Consider the following 15,208-nt stretch of genomic DNA (forward strand, 5'->3'; position numbering starts at 1 on the left):
TGTTGCGTTGACTAGGCTGTTGCAGCCCGCCCCCGTGGCCCAATCGGTAGAGGCACGCGACTTAAAATCGCTGAGCTGAGGGTTCGAGTCCCTCCGGGGGTACCGGCAGGCGGTCGCGATCCGGCGAGACGCCGCACATCGGCCGAGACGCCGCCGGACTCGGCGGCGTCTCGCGCGCCGAGCGGCGTCTCGCGCGCCGGGCGGTGTCTCGCGCGCCGGGCGGTGTCTCGCGCGCCGGGCGGTGTCTCGCGCGCCGAGCGGTGTCTCGCCGGCTGCGGGGCGCCGGGCCGCGCGGGGTCAGTGCAGGCGGTAGCCCGTGACCATCGGGCACGTGAAGGGATCGCGTGCCGCGAGCCCGACCCGGTTGAGGTAGGCGACGACGATGCCGTACGACTTGCCGAGGCTCGCCTCGGTGTACGGGATGTTGTGCTTCTCGCAGTGCGCCTTCACCATCGGCTTGGCCAGCCGCAGGTTCGGCCGCGCCATGCTCGGGAAGAGGTGGTGCTCCGCCTGGTGGTTGAGGCCACCGAAGAGGTGGTCCGCCCAGATGCCGCCCGTGATGTTGCGGGAGGTCCGGACCTGGCGGGAGAGGAAGTCGATGCGCGCACCCTCGGCGATGATCGGCATGCCCTTGTGGTTCGGCGCGAACGAGCCGCCCATCATCACGCCGAAGACGGCGAGCTGGACACCGAGGAACGCGAAGCCGACGCCGAGCGGCATCAGCGTGAAGATAGCCCAGAAGTACAGCGCGAAGCGTGCCACGAGCAGGACGGCCTCGATGATGCGGTCACGGCCGGTGCCCTTGATGTGCTGCCCGGTGACGAGGGCCTTGACGCCCAGGAAGTGCAGGTTCGCGCCCTCCATCGTCAGCAGCGGGAAGAACGCCCAGCCCTGCACGCGGGTGAGCGCGCGGAGCAGTCCGCGGCGCTCGGCGGCGTCCTCCTCGATGAAGGACACCGTGTCCTGCGCGATGTCGGGGTCCTTGCCGATGGTGTTCGGGTTGCCGTGGTGGCGGTTGTGCTTGTTCATCCACCACGTGTAGGAGAGCCCGACCAGGAAGGTGCCGAGCACCCGCCCGGCGTGGTCGTTCCACTTGCGCGATGCGAACACCTGACGGTGCGCGGCTTCGTGCGCCAGGAACGCGAACTGGGTGAACAGGGCACCGAGGACCGCTGCGGGGATGAGCTGGAACCACGAACCGCCGAGCATGGCGACGGCCACCCAGCAGACGGCGACCAGGCCGACGAGCACGGCGAAGACGGTCCAGTAGAAGCCGACGCGGCGTTCGAGGAGCCCGGCGGACCGGACCTCTTCGAGGAGGTCCTTGTACGTGGAGGTCCCGGAGGTCGCTCCCGGCGCGCGGGGTGTGGTGGGTCGGTACAGGGTCGATGAAGACGGCATCGGGGCTGCTTCCATCAGGAACAGCCCTTCGGCCGAACTCAGAGTTCCCGCAACTGCGGTTGCAGGAAACCTATGGGCTGAACCTGAGCAGTGACCGTGGAGTGCGCGTACCGTATGGCCGAGGTCGTCCCCCGTCTCGTGGCGATTCCCGGGCCGGGAGGTCCCCGCCCGTGAAACACATCATCTACGGCCTCGCGTCCGTGCTCACCACCGACGACGCCGCCTACGCCGTGCTCGAGTACGCCGCGGCCCTCGCCCAGGCCGGGCTCGCGGACACCGTGCACGTCCCGACGGTCGACCGGTGGGGGATGGCGACCACGTCGAGCATCCTGCTCGCACCGGCGATCGGCGTGCTCGTGCAGTCGGCGCCGGACGACGAGCTGCACCCGGAGACCGACGGGTTCACCACCGAGATGCGAATGCGCACGCGGGCGGTGCAGACCACCTGACCATCGTGGGAGGTGCCGTTGCCGGAGCTGGAGCCGGACTCCCCGAACCGGACCCCGACTCCCCGAGCGGGACCACCCGGATGCACCCGTCGACGCCAGCCCCGTTAGCATGCTCCGGTGGTGGGATTCGGCAGTGCGATCGCGAACCTCCGTGGCGTCCTCCGGCAGCCCGAGGCGCACGTCGAGGTCGTCGACGGTGAGACCGTCCCGGTCGGGATGCTCCTCGGCACGCTCGGGGCCCTGCTCCTCGACGCGGGCAGCTCCGTCACCGACGTCCGCTCGGCGCTCGAGAAGGCCCGCGACGCCGCCGGCATCGGCCCGGAGCTCGCGGTCGGGGTGCTCCCCGCGCTCGTCATCGTCAGCGAGACCGCGACGGGCGCCGCGACGATCGTGAACGCCGAGGGCGTCGAGCTCTCCTTCCGCCAGGCCGCCCGGGCGAACCGGCTCGTGCTCGGGCTCGAGGGCGGGTCGATCGCCCTCGCCGAGATCCCCGCGCGGGTCCGTGCGATCCGTGCTGGCACCCGCCCGCCGGCAGCGCTGCCGTGGATCGCGGGGAACGCGCTGACCGCAGCGGGCCTGGCGGTGGTGTTCCGCTGCCCGTGGTGGGCGATCCTGGTGGTCCTGGGTGTCGGCGCGGTCGTCGGGGTGATCGGACTGCTGCTCCGCCGCTCCCGCGAGGCCGTGGCCGTCGTGCCGTTCCTCGCGGCCTTCGTCTCGACGACGGTCGTCGGGCTGGTGGCCGCCGGCACCGGGTTCGACCACGTCCCGCTCTTCGCCGTCTGCGCACCCGTCGCCGTGTTCGTGCCGGGGGCGCTCATCACGAACGCGCTCCTCGAGCTCACGGCGGCCGACATCGTCACCGGCTCCGCGCGGCTCATGCAGGGGCTCATCATCCTGGGCTTCATGGCGGCCGGGATCGCCGCCGGCAGCGCCTTCACCGGGCTGCACGTCGACCCGACCTCCGCGGCCCTCGTCGGCGAGGTCGCCGGCGTCGGCACGGACCTCGCCGGGTGGGAGTCCGTGCCGCCCTACTGGCTGTCCTGGGTGGCGGTGGTGGTGCTCGCCGTCGGCATCGGCCTGGTGTTCGGCGCCGGCTGGAAGCTGACGGCGGCGTCGATCATCGTGATGGTCCTGGCGTACGCGCTGGTGTCCGGGCTCGCGCCGCTGGTCGGGAGCGTCGTGGCGACGGGCATCGCGGCGGCCGTGCTGTTCGTCGCGACGCGGGGGCTCGAGCGGCTGGTACCGGTGATCCCCGCGACGGTGTCGTTCCTGCCGGCGTTCCTGCTGCTCGTCCCGGGCACGGTCGGCCTGGTCGCCGTGGCCACGTTCGACCCGGAGTCCATCGCCACGCCGCTCGCCACGTTCGTGAGCCTGTGCGTGGGCACGAAGATCGGCGGGCTGCTGCCTGGCCTCTTCGCCCGCCGGACCCCGACGCGGGGCGCCTAGGCAGTCGAACCGCGCGTAGGTGGTCGAATCGCGCGTAGGCAGTCGGAAGTTCCGACCCCCTACGCGCGATTCGACTTCCCAACGCGGGGGATGCGGGAAGGAACGCGCGTGGTGAGGGGTCCGGCAGGGGCTGCCCACTGTGGGGGAGTGGGAAGGAACCCGCGGCTCAGGGCTCGATGAAAGCGGACCGGGTCTCGGCGGCGGTGGCCTTCGCCAGGTAGTGCACCTTCTTGCCCGTCGCGTTGTACGGCAGCTCGGTGACGAACCGGTACCGCCGCGGCCGCTTGTACCGCGCGAGCCCCTGGTGGCTGCCGGCCCACGCCTCGAGTTCGGTCGCCGCGGCCACGTCGTCGGCGGGCAGCCCCTGCTCCGCGCGGATCACGAACGCCACGACGACCTCGCCCCAGCGGTCGTCCGGCACCCCGACGACGACGGAGTCCGCGACGCCCGGGTGCTCCTGCAGCACGGCCTCGACCTGCACGGGGTGCACGTTCTCGCCGCCGGAGATGATCATGTCGTCCTTGCGTCCGACGATGGTGACCCGCTCGTGCTCGTCCCACGTCGCGAGGTCGCCCGGGTAGAACCAGCCGTTCGCGAACTTCTCCGCCTCGAGCCCCGGGTTCCGGTACGAGTAGCCGGACTTCACCGTGCGCACGGCGAACTCGCCGATCTCGCTGCCGTCCTTCGGCACCGTGTCGCTCGGGTCCGCGAGCTTGTCGGAGTAGACCCGGACCACCGCGACGTCGTCGTCGGTCGAGGCCCGACCGGTCGACCCGGCACCGTCCGGGAAGTCCTCCGGCCGCAGGAACGTGTTCCAGAACGTCTCGGTCGTGCCGTACCCGTTGAAGATCCGCGGCGAGAGCAGCTCCTGGTAGCGGAGGGCCGCGGCACGGTCGAGCGGGGCGCCCATCGTGACGATCCCGCTGAGCGAGGACAGGTCGCGCGGTCGGCGCTCCTGCGCGTTGGCGAGCTGCACCAGGTTCGGCGGCGCCCCGATCAGGAACGTCAGCCGCTCCGACTCGACCAGGTCGAGCACCCGGTCCGCGTCGAAGTGCCGGAGCGTGGTGAGTTCGGCCCCGACGTAGAACACCGGGTTCGGACCGCCCGAGTAGAGGCCGCCGCGGTGGAACAGCGGCGACATGTTGAGCGTCTTGTCGAACGGGCTGAGCGGGAAGTGCATGATCACGTCGTGCGCGCTGAGCACCTCGACGAGGCTCGGCAGCGGGACCGGCTTCGGCCGCCCCGTGGTGCCGGACGTGTAGAGCCGGGTGGTCTCGTCGTACGTGGACCGCGGCTCGGTGGCGGCGAGCTCGTCGGCGGTGACGGGGTCGGCGGTGACGAGCGTCGAGAACGGGACGTCGTCGGCCGGGGCGTCGACGGCCTCGCCGACCACGACGACGTGCGCCGGCCGGTGCGAGGCCGAGACGCGGGCAGCTGCCACGTCCTCCGCGCGGGCCGTGTCGTACACGAGCACGACCGGAGCGGAGTCGTCGACGATGAACGCGACCTCGTCGGGTGCGAGCCGGAAGTTCGTCGGCGAGAACACCGCGCCGATGCGATGGCAGGCCAGGTAGAGCATCGCGAACTCGGGCGAGTTGAACAGCTCGACCATCACGACCGATCCGCGCTCGACCCCGTGCCGCACGAGCCAGCCGCCGATCCGGTCGACGGCGTCCTCGAGCTCGGCGTACGTCCACGACCGGTCGGACTCCGGGTCCCGGAGCGCCGGCCGCCCGGCGAAGCGGTGCGTGTTCCGCGCGAACCCGTTCGCGTAGGTGTAGCTGCCCTCGAAGACCTCGCGGAAGCGGGTCGGGTCGTAGTCGGATCGGGTCTCGGTCATCGTCGCTCCCTGGCTCGTCCGGTGCTGCCGTCGCACCGCTCGTCAGCGTATCCGCGCGCCGATCCGGGTGTCGCGCGCCGCGCTCGCGGACCCGCCCCGGGACGGACGCCGGCGGGACGGCGGAGGTGGGTCGAGCCTCCAGGCCGGTGCGGTCCGGCAGTCTGCCGGACCCGCACCCGGACGGGAGGCCCGGCTCGGCTCAGGCGCGCGCGTCCGGTTCCAGCACGCGGACCCACACCCACGTGGCGGCCGCGACCGCGACGCACGCGCAGGCGACGACCGCCATCACGACCGGGGAGACGTGCGTGCCGGCGGAACCCGAGTACACGGCCGCGCCGAGCGCGACGCCGACGGCGGCGATCGACGCGTACCGGGCACGGGAGTGCGCCCACAGTGCGCCGCCCGCCGAGCCGGTGAGGGGGAGCAGGGTGACCACGAGCGAGCCGAGCCCGCCGACGCAGAGCGTGATCGCGAACTCCGACACGAGCGAGACCCAGAAGCCCGAGCCCGGCGTCAGGCTGTGCAGGACCCATCCGGCGGCGGCGAGGACCAGGAGCGCGGCGGAACGCCAGGTCGCACTCCGTGCGCAGGCGGCGACCCCGGCGCCGAGCCGCATCGCCCCGGTGTCCACGTCGGTGCGCCCGACCGGGACGAGCAGCACCCCGACCACGAGGGCGGGGGAGAGGTCGGCCGTGCGGGTCACCGCGCAGCCGACGAGCGCGGCGAGCACGAGCCACGGGGAGACCCGGTAGCCGACCGTGTGCCGATCGGTGCCGGCCGCCCACCGGGTCGCCAGGACGACCGCGGCCGCGAGGACCGCGGTGCCGAGCAGGACGGCGATGGCGAGGCGGACGTAGCGGGCCTCGAGCTCGACGCCGACGCCGAGCAGGGCCAGCACGGTCGCGAGCACCACCGCGATCCCGACCGAGACCCAGCCGGGCAGGGTGTCGTCCCCGCGGCGGCGCTCGGCGCGGGGGCGGTTCCGGCCGGTGAACGAGGCGAGGCGCAGGGGCACACGGCCACGGAGGGACCGGACGACGAGCCGGAGGGGCCCCGCGACGAGGAGCAGGAACGCGGCGGCGACGGCGGCCGCGACGAGGAGTGTGCGCCAGGAGAAGGAGGACTGGATCGTGGGGACCGTCTGGTCGAACGTCGTCGCGACGGACCAGTCGCCGGCCGGGCCGGACCAGTCGACGCCGTGGCCGGGGCCGCCGGTCGTGCCGGGGGCCGCGCCGGCACCCGTGCTGCCGGCACCGGATCCCGGTCCGGTGCCCTCGCCGGTGCCGCCCGCGCCACCGCCCGTGCCGCCGCCCGGAGTGGTGCCGCCGGTACCGCCGGTGCCCGGCGTGCCGTGCCCGGTGCCGGTGCCACCCGGGGTCGTCGCACCGGGGGTCGTCGCGCCGCCGCTCGGCGACCCCGGTGTGCTGCCGGCCGCACCGGCGACGCGGACCACGACGGCGGTCGAGGACGCCGAGTGGTTGCCGGCGGCGTCGTGCTGCAGGGCCGTGACCGAACGTGCGCCGGCCGTGAGCGGGACGCCCCTGGTGGAGCAGGACCACGAGCCGTCGGCGCCGACCGTCGTGCCGCACACCGGCGCTCGGTCGACGTAGACCGTGAGCTCGGCCGCGGGCTCGCCGGTGCCGCGCACCGTGAACTGGCCGTCCGCGATGCGCTGTCCGGAGCGGGGTGCGCTGATCCGGGGCGCAGCGGGCGGTGTCCGGTCGAAGGTGACGGACGCCGGTGCGGACGCGGCGCTCCGGAGGTCGGAGCGGTAGCCCTTCGCGGTGCTGCCCGTCTGGGTGGCCGTCATGGTGACCGTGCCGCTCGGGTGCGGGGCGGCGCCGGTCGACCACGACACGACCCACCGGCCGTCGGACCCGACCGTCGCCGTGCGGACCGCCGACGAGCCGGAGACCGACACGGTGACCGTCGTCCCGGCGTCACCGCTGCCGACCACGGTGCCCGTCGTGGGTTCCCGCGTGGTGATCGTGGGCGGGACGACGACGTCGGCGGCGGGGGCGTCGGCGGTGTGCCGCGACGGGTCGGAGACGTCCTGGACGGTGAAGACCTGCTGGGGCCCGGTGTGGACCGTGCCGGTGCAGGACCACGTGCCGGCCGCGCTCGTCATCGCCGTGCAGACCGAGGAGCTCGCCACCCCCGGGTCCATCACGCGCACCCGGTGCCCGGGGGTCGCGGTGCCGTGGAAGCGCCCGGTGGCACTCGTGACGTCGCCGGGATCGGCGATCGTCGGGTCGACGGGCGGGCGGCCGGTCGGTGGGGTGGTCGGTGTCGAGGTGGGGGCGCTCGACGGTGTCCCGGCGCCCGGCCGCGTGAGTGACTGCTGGTTCCGGTCGGACTGGTCGGCGGTCGGGGCGTCCGGCTGGGCCGGGTCGGACTGCAGCGCCTGGTCTGCCTGCGAGCTCGTGCTCGTCGTGCTCGTGTTGGTCGTCGTCGTGCTCGTTGTGCTCGTCGTGGCGGCGGCTGCGGGAGCCACGCTCACGGCGAGCAACGCCGCCGCGAGGGCTGCCGTCAGGCCCGCGACCACGGTCGTCCGGGCTCGACGAACGGGGCCGTCGCCCCCGACTGCCCTGGTGTCCACGTCGTCCCCGTGCGTGTTCATGCCCCTCCATCCCACGCGACGACGGCCGATCGGTCAATACACCCAACGGATGATCCGCGGGAACCGGCTCGTGTCCGGACGCCGGGTGTGTGTGCCTGGGGAATCGCCCGTGAACCGTCGCTCGCGTGGGGGACGTCCACGGAGCGTCGTTAGAATCGTCGATGGCCTGACCTGGCCGAACCCGACCCGACGAGGAGCACTCCCGCATGGACACCGGACTCATCACGACCCTGATCGTCGTCGGCGTGGTGGTCGTGGTCCTCGTGATCGTCGGGATCTACCTCTGGGTCACGTACAACTCGCTCGTCACGCTGAAGGTCCGCGTCGACGAGGCGTGGAGCGACATCTCGGTGCAGCTGAAGCGCCGCGCCGACCTGATCCCCACGATCGTGGACACGGTGAAGGGGTACGCCACCCACGAGAAGGCCGTCTTCACCGACGTCACGAAGGCCAGGGCCGAGACGCTCAGCGCCGGGGACGCCGACGCCGCCTCCGCTGCCGAGGGGCACATGCAGAAGGCGCTCAAGAGTGTGTTCGCCGTCGCCGAGGGGTACCCGCAGCTCCAGTCGAGCCAGAACTTCCTGCAGCTGCAGACCCAGCTCGTCGACACCGAGGACAAGATCCAGTCGGCCCGACGCTTCTACAACGGGGGCGTCCGAGAGCTCAACACGAAGATCAAGGTCTTCCCCAACTCCTCCTTCGCGAAGCGCCGCGGGTTCAGCGAGGCCTCCTTCTTCGAGACCGCCGAGCCCTCGGCCATCGCCGAACCGCCGCGCGTCCAGTTCTGACCTCCCCCTCCGGAAGCCGCTGATGTACAGCGCGATCGCGCGGAACAAGCGCAACACCGTCGTCATCGTCCTGGTGTTCCTGGTCATCATCGGCGCGCTCGGGTTCCTCGGCGGGTACCTGGCGGGCAACGTCTCGATCGGCGTGATCGTGCTCGTCGTCGCCCTCGGGTACGCCGTGCTGCAGTACTTCACCGCCGCCCGGCAGGCCACGGCGATCGCGGGTGGCATCGAGATCGACCAGCAGTCCGAACCGCGGCTCTGGCGGACCGTCGAGAACCTGGCGATCGCCACCGGCATGCCGATGCCGCGCGTGTTCGTGATCCGCGACCCGTCACCGAACGCCTTCGCGACCGGCCGTGACCCGGAGCACGCCGTCGTCGCCGCCACGACCGGGCTGCTCGAGATCATGGACGACCAGGAACTCGAGGGTGTGATGGCCCACGAGCTCGGTCACGTCCGGAACTACGACATCCGGGTGTCCACGATGGTCTTCGGGCTGGTGGTGGCGGTGGGGCTCATCGCGGACGTGCTCCTGCGCATCTCGATCTTCAGCGGGCTGTCCGGCGGCCGGAACCGGAACAACGACAACGGCGGCGGCGCGAACCCGATCCTGCTGATCGCCGGCATCGTCGCGGTGATCGTGGCCCCGATCGCGGCGATGGGCGTGCAGGCGGCGGTGTCGCGGCAGCGCGAGTACCTGGCGGACGCCACCGGGGCGCTCACCACCCGACACCCGGAGGGACTCGCGCGGGCGCTCGAGAAGCTCGGCGCGTACGGGCGGCCGATGCAGACGCAGAACTCGTCGATGGCGCACCTGTGGATCGCGGACCCGATGAAGCCGGGTGTGATGGACCGCCTGTTCTCGACGCACCCGCCGCTGCCGGACCGGATCGCACGGCTCCGCGGGATCCAGGACCGCTTCTAGGACGTCGCTGCGGGCGCCGGGACTCCGGCATCCGCATCTGTGTTCGCGTCCGCGTCGGCGTCGCTCGGTGCGGGCGCGTCCGCGTCGTCCGCCTCGACGTGCGGCACCAGCGGGACGCCCAGCGCTCCGGCCAGCCGTGCAGCCGCCGTGCCGCGATCGGTCACCTCGACGCCGTCGAGTCCCTGCCACGCCGCCGCCCGCCGGATCGTGTCCGCGAGCCGCTCCGGGTCGAGCGTGGTGCCGGGCTCTTCCCACGCGGTCCGCACGCGGAGCACCCCGCGCTGCCGGTCGCTCTTCAGGTCCACCCGCCCCACCAGGGCGTCGTCCTGCAGCACCGGGAGCACGTAGTAGCCGTAGACGCGCTTCGGTGCCGGCGTGTAGATCTCGATCCGGTAGTGGAAGCCGTACATCCGCTCGGCCCGCCGCCGGAACCACACGACGGGGTCGAACGGGCTCAGGACGGCGTCCGCCGAGAGCGACCGGGGCACCCGGGCGTCGGCGTGCATCCAGGCGCGGTCGCGCCATCCCTGCACCTGCACGGGGACGAGCACGCCGGCGTCCTGCAGCTCGGCGATGGCCGTGCCGGTGTCGTCGGAGCGGAGGCGGTAGTAGTCGGCGATGTCCGCGCGGGTGCCGACGCCGAGGGCGCGGGACGCCCGGGCGACGAGTTCCCGGAGGGCGTCCGGGCGCGCGGGCGCGCTGTCGAGGAACCCGGCGGGCAGGACCTGGTCCGGGAGTGCGTACACGCGCTCGAACCCGGAACGGCCAGCGCTCACGGCTTCGCCCCACCGGAACATCTGCTCGAGCCCGAGCTTCACGTCGCTCCAGCCCCACCAGGGACCGCGGCGGACGTTCGACTCGTGCTCGACCGCGCTCGCCGGCATCGGACCCTCGGCGCGGAGCAGCGCGTGCAGCTCACGCCGGACCGTCTCGGTGCGGGTGACCCCGTCGATGCGGGTGGGACCGGCGTCACGAACCCGGAAGGCGTCCATCTTCCAGCGGAACAGCGGGAGGTCGTCGCGCGGGATGAACGCGGCCTCGTGCGCCCAGTACTCCAGGTGCGAGCTGCGCTTGCCGAGCGTCAGGCGGTCGAGGGCCTGCCGGTCGTAGGCGCCGAGCCGGGCGAACAGCGGGAGGTAGTGGCTGCGGTCGAAGACGTTGACCGAGTCGATCTGCAGCAGCCCGAGCCGTGCGATCCCGGCGCTGACGGCGCGGGTCGGGACGGTGTCGAGCGGCGGTCGGCCGAACCCCTGCGCGGCCAGAGCGACACGGCGGGCCTCGGCGGCGGAGAGCGTGGTCCTGGGCACACATCGACACTACTGAGGGCCACCGACGTGCGACGCGCTGGTCATATGCCGCATCTGGAACACGTTGCGCCGTGCACGGATACACTCCAGCCATGGCATGGGGAAAGAAGACGGTCACCGAACCCGTGGTCGTGGAGCGCAAGTCGCACCCCGACCCCGTCGTCGAGGACTCGGTGCCCACCGGGATCCGGATCGCCGGCGCGTGGTCCTGGCGGGTGCTGGTCGTCGTCGGCGTGATCGCCCTCTTCATCTGGCTGATGACGATCTTCAGCGAGATCCTGATCCCGTTCCTCGTCGGCATCGTCGTCTCGGCGCTCCTGGTGCCGATCTCGAACTGGATGCAGCGGCACCACGTCCCGAAGTGGCTCGCGATCGTGATCAGCCTGCTCGGCGGGCTCGCGGCCATCGGCGCACTGCTCTGGCTCGTCGTCGACCAGGTCATCGCGTCGTACCCGTCGCTGCGTGACCGCACGGTGTCGCAGTACGCCAACGTCCGCGACCTCGTCCTGAACTCCGGCCTCGGCATCACCCAGAGCGACGTCAACGGCTGGCTCGACGACGGCACGAAGTGGCTGCAGGACAACTCGGCGTCGATCCTGTCCGGCGTCGCGAGCGCCGGCTCGGGTGCGACCCACGCGTTCGAGGCGCTGTTCATCATCCTGTTCACCACGATCTTCCTGCTCATCGACGGCAAGAACGTCTGGCGCTGGACCGTCCGGCTCTTCCCGAAGAAGGCCCGTGCCGCGGTCGACGGGGCCGGCGTCGCCGGGTGGATCACCCTGACCAGCTTCATCCGCGTGCAGATCTTCGTCGCGTTCGTCGACGCGGTCGGCATCGGCCTCGGTGCGTTCATCGTCGGCCTGTTCTTCGGCGGCATGCCGCTCGTCATCCCCATCGCCGCGTTCGTCTTCCTCGGCGCCTTCATCCCGGTCGTCGGTGCGATCGTCACCGGCTTCCTGGCCGTCTTCGTCGCGCTCATCTTCAACGGCCCGATCGCCGCCGTCCTGGTGCTCGCGGTCGTGCTGCTCGTCCAGCAGATCGAGGGACACATCCTGCAGCCGCTCGTGATGGGCAACGCGGTCAAGGTGCACCCCCTCGCGGTGGTGCTCGGCGTCACCGCGGCGTCCGGTCTCGCGGGCATCGCCGGGGCGTTCTTCGCGGTGCCGCTCATCGCCACCCTGAACGCCATGGTCACCACGATCGCGAGCGGCCGCTGGCGCCGACTCGACTCGGACCACGTGCTCGAGGCGACCCCGAAGCGCGGACAGCACGGGCAGCTGCAGCTGATGCGGCGACGCCGGCACACCACGCGCGACGACGTCCCGGCGCCCGGCAGCGACAAGGAACCGGCCGCCGCTGAGGGAACCGCCAGCACCAACTGACGTCACGGGTTCGTCAGGACGGGCCGGACCGACGATGATGGGACCGTGACCGACACCACTGCGCCGACGATCCCCACCATCGACGACATCGAGCGGGCGCGCGTGACGATCGCGGGCGTGGCACGCGTCACCCCGATGGAGACCTCGCAGTTCCTCGCCGAGGTGCTCGGGTCGCCGGTGCACCTGAAGTGCGAGAACCTGCAGCGCACCGGCGCGTACAAGGTCCGTGGCGCCTACAACCGGCTCGCCGCGCTGACCTCCGAGCAGCGCGCGAAGGGCGTCGTGGCCGCGAGCGCCGGGAACCACGCGCAGGGCGTCGCACTGGCCGCCCGTGAGCTCGGCATCCCGGCGACGATCTTCACGCCGGTGGGCGTCGCGCTGCCGAAGCTGCAGGCCACCCGGCACTACGGCGCCGAGGTCGTCCTGCGCGGCCACTCCGTCGAAGAGGCCCTGTCGGCCGCCAAGGACTTCGCCGCCCGGACCGGCGCGGTGTTCATCCCGCCCTTCGACCACCCCGACGTGATCGCCGGGCAGGGCACGCTCGGCCTGGAGATCGTCGACCAGGTCCCCGACGTGGACACCGTCGTCGTCCCGATCGGCGGGGGCGGCGTGATCTCCGGCATCGCGATCGCCGTGAAGGGCCTGGCCGAGCGCCTCGGCCGACCGATCCGCGTGATCGGTGTGCAGGCCGAGAACGCCGCCTCGTACCCGGACTCGCTCGACGCCGGCGAGCCCGTGACCATCACGACGAGCCCGACCATCGCCGACGGCATCGCCGTCGCGCGTCCGGGGGAGCTGAACTTCCCGATCATCCGCGACCTGGTCGACGAGATCGTCACGGTGTCGGACGACGACGTCGCCCGCGCCCTGCTGGTGCTCCTCGAGCGCGCCAAGCTCGTGGTCGAGGCCGCCGGTGCCGTGGGCGTCGCGGCGATCATGGCCGGCGCCGTCCACGACACCGGGCGCACGGTGGTGCTCCTCAGCGGCGGCAACATCGACCCGCTCATGATGGAGCGGGTGATCACGCGCGGCCTCGTCGCCGCCTCGCGCTACATCGGCATCCGGATCATGCTGCCGGACCGCCCTGGGCAGCTCGCCCGGGTGTCGCAGGTCATCTCCGACGCCGGCGCGAACGTGGTCGAGGTCCTGCACACCCGCCACGGGCAGGGGCTCGTGATCAGCGAGGTCGCCCTGGACCTCTCGATCGAGGCCCGCGGCCCGGAGCACGCCGAAGAGGTCATCCAGCGGCTCCACGAGGCCGGGTTCCGCCCCGAGCAGCTCCTGCACTGAGCCACGGCCGCCCCGGTCGCCACGGCCGCCCCGGCTGCCGGAGCGGTGTCGGCCGTCAGGACGGCGCTCGGGATCGCCCGCGTGCCGTGAGGATCCCGTCAGCGCCGGGTGCACCGCCGCGCGGTCGACCGAAGCTGTCGGCATGACCCTCACCGCGATCCTGCCGTCGCTCCGACGCACCCTGCCCGATCCGATCGACGCCACGTGCTGGCCCGTCCACACCGAGCCCACGCCGACCGACGTCCGCGTGAGCGCGGTCTCGATGGCACGGCTGGCTGACGTCGCCGGGACCCCGTGCGTGCACACCGCCGAGGAGGCCCCGCCCCGCTTCCGACCGCGGGACTGGACGCCGCGCGGGATGAGCGTCACCGTGGCGGCCGTCACCGGCGTCGCGTGGGTCGACGGTGCCCTGCTGGTCGGGCTGGACGCGGTCGTCCCGGACTGTGCCGTCCTCGGCCAGGTCCGCCTGATCGGCCGCTGCAGCACCGCGGCGCCCGCCCCGGCGACGTTCACCGCGACGCCGGTCCCCACGATGCCGGTCCCCACGATGCCGGTCCCGACGATGTCGGTCCCGTCCGCGCAGGACCCGGCGGACCGCGGTACCGCCGCCCGGGTCACGACACTGCCGGCCGACGTCGCCGTCGGTGACCTGGTCTGCTTCCCCTGCCGCCGGGCGCTGACCCACCGCGACGTCGCCGCGGTCGTGACGGGTGTGTCCCGGTGACCGCCACCGTCGCTGCGGACGTCAGCCGGGCCTCCCGAGCGTGGAGCCGCGTCGTCGACGGTCCGCACCGATGGGGCCGGCTGTCGGTGCGCCCCGTGAGCCGCACCCTGTGGAGCGGGCGGACCCTGGTGGTGTTCGCCCCGGGCGCGGACCGGCGGGAGCGGACGCTCCTGCGTGCCCGGCACGGGTGGGGGACCGCCGGCGCGGTCCTGGCCCTGGTGGTGATGGCGGGAACGTCCGTCGCCACCGGCACGGTGACCATGCCCGGGCTGGCGGTCGGACTGCTGGTCTACGGTGCCGGGTTCGCGGTGCTCGGCACGGCGACCCGACGGCTCCGTCGGACGGTCCGGACGCTGACCGTGACGACGTTCCACGGCAACGCCCGGCCGGAGGTGCACGGCGACGTCCGACTGCTGTCGCTCGCGCTCGACACCCTGACGGTGACGGAGGCCGCGCTGCGCGACGGTCGGATCACGCCCCTGGAGTTCGAACTGGTGTGGGGCGACGTCTGGTGCTCGCTACCGCCCTACGGCTCGTAACGCTCGACCTTCGTCACCTCGACGGTGATCTCCTTGCCGTTCGGTGCCGTGTACGTCGCCGTGTCCCCGGCGCGGAGGCCGACGATCGCGGCGCCGACCGGGCTGACGGGGCTGTAGACGGTGAGGTCGGAGCCCTCGGCCACGATCTCGCGGCTGCCGACCAGGAACGTCGACGGGTCGCCGGCGATGGTCGCGGTGACGACGGTGCCCGGCTCCACGGTGCCGTCGAACTCGGCCTCGCTGACGGTGGCGTGCTTGAGCAGCTCGGTGAGGACGCGGATGCGCGCCTCGATCTTGCCCTGCTCGTCCTTCGCGGCGTGGTAGCCGCCGTTCTCCTTGAGGTCGCCCTCTTCGCGCGCGGCCTCGATGCGGCGGGCGATCTCGGCACGGCCCTCGCCGCTCAGTTCTTCGAGCTCGGCGGTGAGGCGGTCGTGGGCCTCTTGCGTGAGCCAGATGGCCTGCGTGTCGTTGCTCATGGAAGTCATCCCTTCGGCCAT

Annotated in this window: 13 protein-coding genes and 1 tRNA gene; 9 read left to right on the plus strand and 5 right to left on the minus strand. The window is 72.5% G+C overall.

The features are described 5' to 3' along the window. Positions 1–28: 28 nt before the first annotated feature. A tRNA-Leu gene (locus ACIPJY_RS15505) sits at positions 29–102 on the plus strand. A gap of 195 nt (positions 103–297) precedes the next feature. Here the strand turns inward: ACIPJY_RS15505 and ACIPJY_RS15510 are convergent. Then, positions 298–1,401, minus strand: a complete 1,104-nt coding sequence (locus ACIPJY_RS15510) for a fatty acid desaturase family protein (RefSeq protein WP_400465437.1) — start codon at positions 1,399–1,401, stop codon at positions 298–300. 170 nt (positions 1,402–1,571) lie between these two features. Here ACIPJY_RS15510 and ACIPJY_RS15515 point away from each other — a divergent pair, with 170 nt between their 5' ends. Both ACIPJY_RS15515 and ACIPJY_RS15520 read left to right on the plus strand, forming a co-directional pair. Then, the gene (locus tag ACIPJY_RS15515; RefSeq protein WP_400465440.1) at positions 1,572–1,850 is read left to right on the plus strand and encodes a hypothetical protein; all 279 of its coding nucleotides are present in this window, start codon (positions 1,572–1,574) and stop codon (positions 1,848–1,850) included. Between the two features lie 117 nt (positions 1,851–1,967). Beyond that, positions 1,968–3,296: a threonine/serine exporter family protein gene (locus ACIPJY_RS15520; protein ID WP_400465443.1), complete on the plus strand. Its 1,329-nt coding sequence runs from the start codon at positions 1,968–1,970 to the stop codon at positions 3,294–3,296. Positions 3,297–3,462: 166 nt separating this feature from the next. Here ACIPJY_RS15520 and ACIPJY_RS15525 read toward each other — a convergent pair whose 3' ends face one another. Both ACIPJY_RS15525 and ACIPJY_RS15530 read right to left on the minus strand, forming a co-directional pair. Continuing rightward, positions 3,463–5,136, minus strand: a complete 1,674-nt coding sequence (locus tag ACIPJY_RS15525; protein WP_400465445.1) for a class I adenylate-forming enzyme family protein — start codon at positions 5,134–5,136, stop codon at positions 3,463–3,465. 199 nt (positions 5,137–5,335) lie between these two features. After that, the gene (locus ACIPJY_RS15530) at positions 5,336–7,756 is read right to left on the minus strand and encodes an Ig-like domain-containing protein (protein ID WP_400465447.1); all 2,421 of its coding nucleotides are present in this window, start codon (positions 7,754–7,756) and stop codon (positions 5,336–5,338) included. 221 nt (positions 7,757–7,977) lie between these two features. On the opposite strand from ACIPJY_RS15530, the gene ACIPJY_RS15535 reads away from it, so the two are divergent. Next, positions 7,978–8,544, plus strand: coding sequence for a LemA family protein (locus ACIPJY_RS15535; protein ID WP_400465893.1), 567 nt, complete (start codon positions 7,978–7,980; stop codon positions 8,542–8,544). Between the two features lie 22 nt (positions 8,545–8,566). Continuing rightward, complete coding sequence (locus tag ACIPJY_RS15540) at positions 8,567–9,469, plus strand: M48 family metalloprotease (RefSeq protein WP_400465449.1); 903 nt, start codon at positions 8,567–8,569, stop codon at positions 9,467–9,469. On the opposite strand, the gene ACIPJY_RS15545 is transcribed toward ACIPJY_RS15540, so the two are convergent. Beyond that, positions 9,466–10,776: a winged helix-turn-helix domain-containing protein gene (locus ACIPJY_RS15545; RefSeq protein WP_400465451.1), complete on the minus strand. Its 1,311-nt coding sequence runs from the start codon at positions 10,774–10,776 to the stop codon at positions 9,466–9,468. The two genes, ACIPJY_RS15540 and ACIPJY_RS15545, sit on opposite strands and share 4 nt — an antisense overlap. Positions 10,777–10,868: 92 nt before the next feature. Here ACIPJY_RS15545 and ACIPJY_RS15550 point away from each other — a divergent pair, with 92 nt between their 5' ends. The 4 genes from ACIPJY_RS15550 to ACIPJY_RS15565 all read left to right on the plus strand — a co-directional run bounded on the left by ACIPJY_RS15550 (position 10,869) and on the right by ACIPJY_RS15565 (position 14,711). Continuing rightward, positions 10,869–12,158 carry an AI-2E family transporter gene (locus ACIPJY_RS15550; protein ID WP_400465454.1) on the plus strand — a complete coding sequence of 430 codons (1,290 nt, stop codon included), beginning with the start codon at positions 10,869–10,871 and terminating at the stop codon, positions 12,156–12,158. A 45-nt stretch (positions 12,159–12,203) separates the two neighbouring features. Then, positions 12,204–13,448: a threonine ammonia-lyase gene (gene ilvA, locus ACIPJY_RS15555; RefSeq protein ID WP_400465457.1), complete on the plus strand. Its 1,245-nt coding sequence runs from the start codon at positions 12,204–12,206 to the stop codon at positions 13,446–13,448. A gap of 142 nt (positions 13,449–13,590) precedes the next feature. Then, positions 13,591–14,172 (plus strand): hypothetical protein, encoded by a 582-nt coding sequence (locus tag ACIPJY_RS15560; RefSeq protein WP_400465460.1) that lies wholly within the window; start codon positions 13,591–13,593, stop codon positions 14,170–14,172. Next, positions 14,169–14,711: a DUF6611 family protein gene (locus tag ACIPJY_RS15565; protein WP_400465463.1), complete on the plus strand. Its 543-nt coding sequence runs from the start codon at positions 14,169–14,171 to the stop codon at positions 14,709–14,711. Before ACIPJY_RS15560 ends, ACIPJY_RS15565 begins: the two co-directional genes overlap by 4 nt. On the opposite strand, the gene greA is transcribed toward ACIPJY_RS15565, so the two are convergent. Then, positions 14,699–15,187, minus strand: a complete 489-nt coding sequence (gene greA, locus ACIPJY_RS15570; RefSeq protein WP_400465466.1) for a transcription elongation factor GreA — start codon at positions 15,185–15,187, stop codon at positions 14,699–14,701. The two genes, ACIPJY_RS15565 and greA, sit on opposite strands and share 13 nt — an antisense overlap. Positions 15,188–15,208 lie beyond the last annotated feature (21 nt).

Source organism: Curtobacterium sp. NPDC090223 (assembly GCF_044746585.1).
In the GTDB taxonomy this organism is placed as follows: Bacteria; Actinomycetota; Actinomycetes; order Actinomycetales; family Microbacteriaceae; genus Curtobacterium.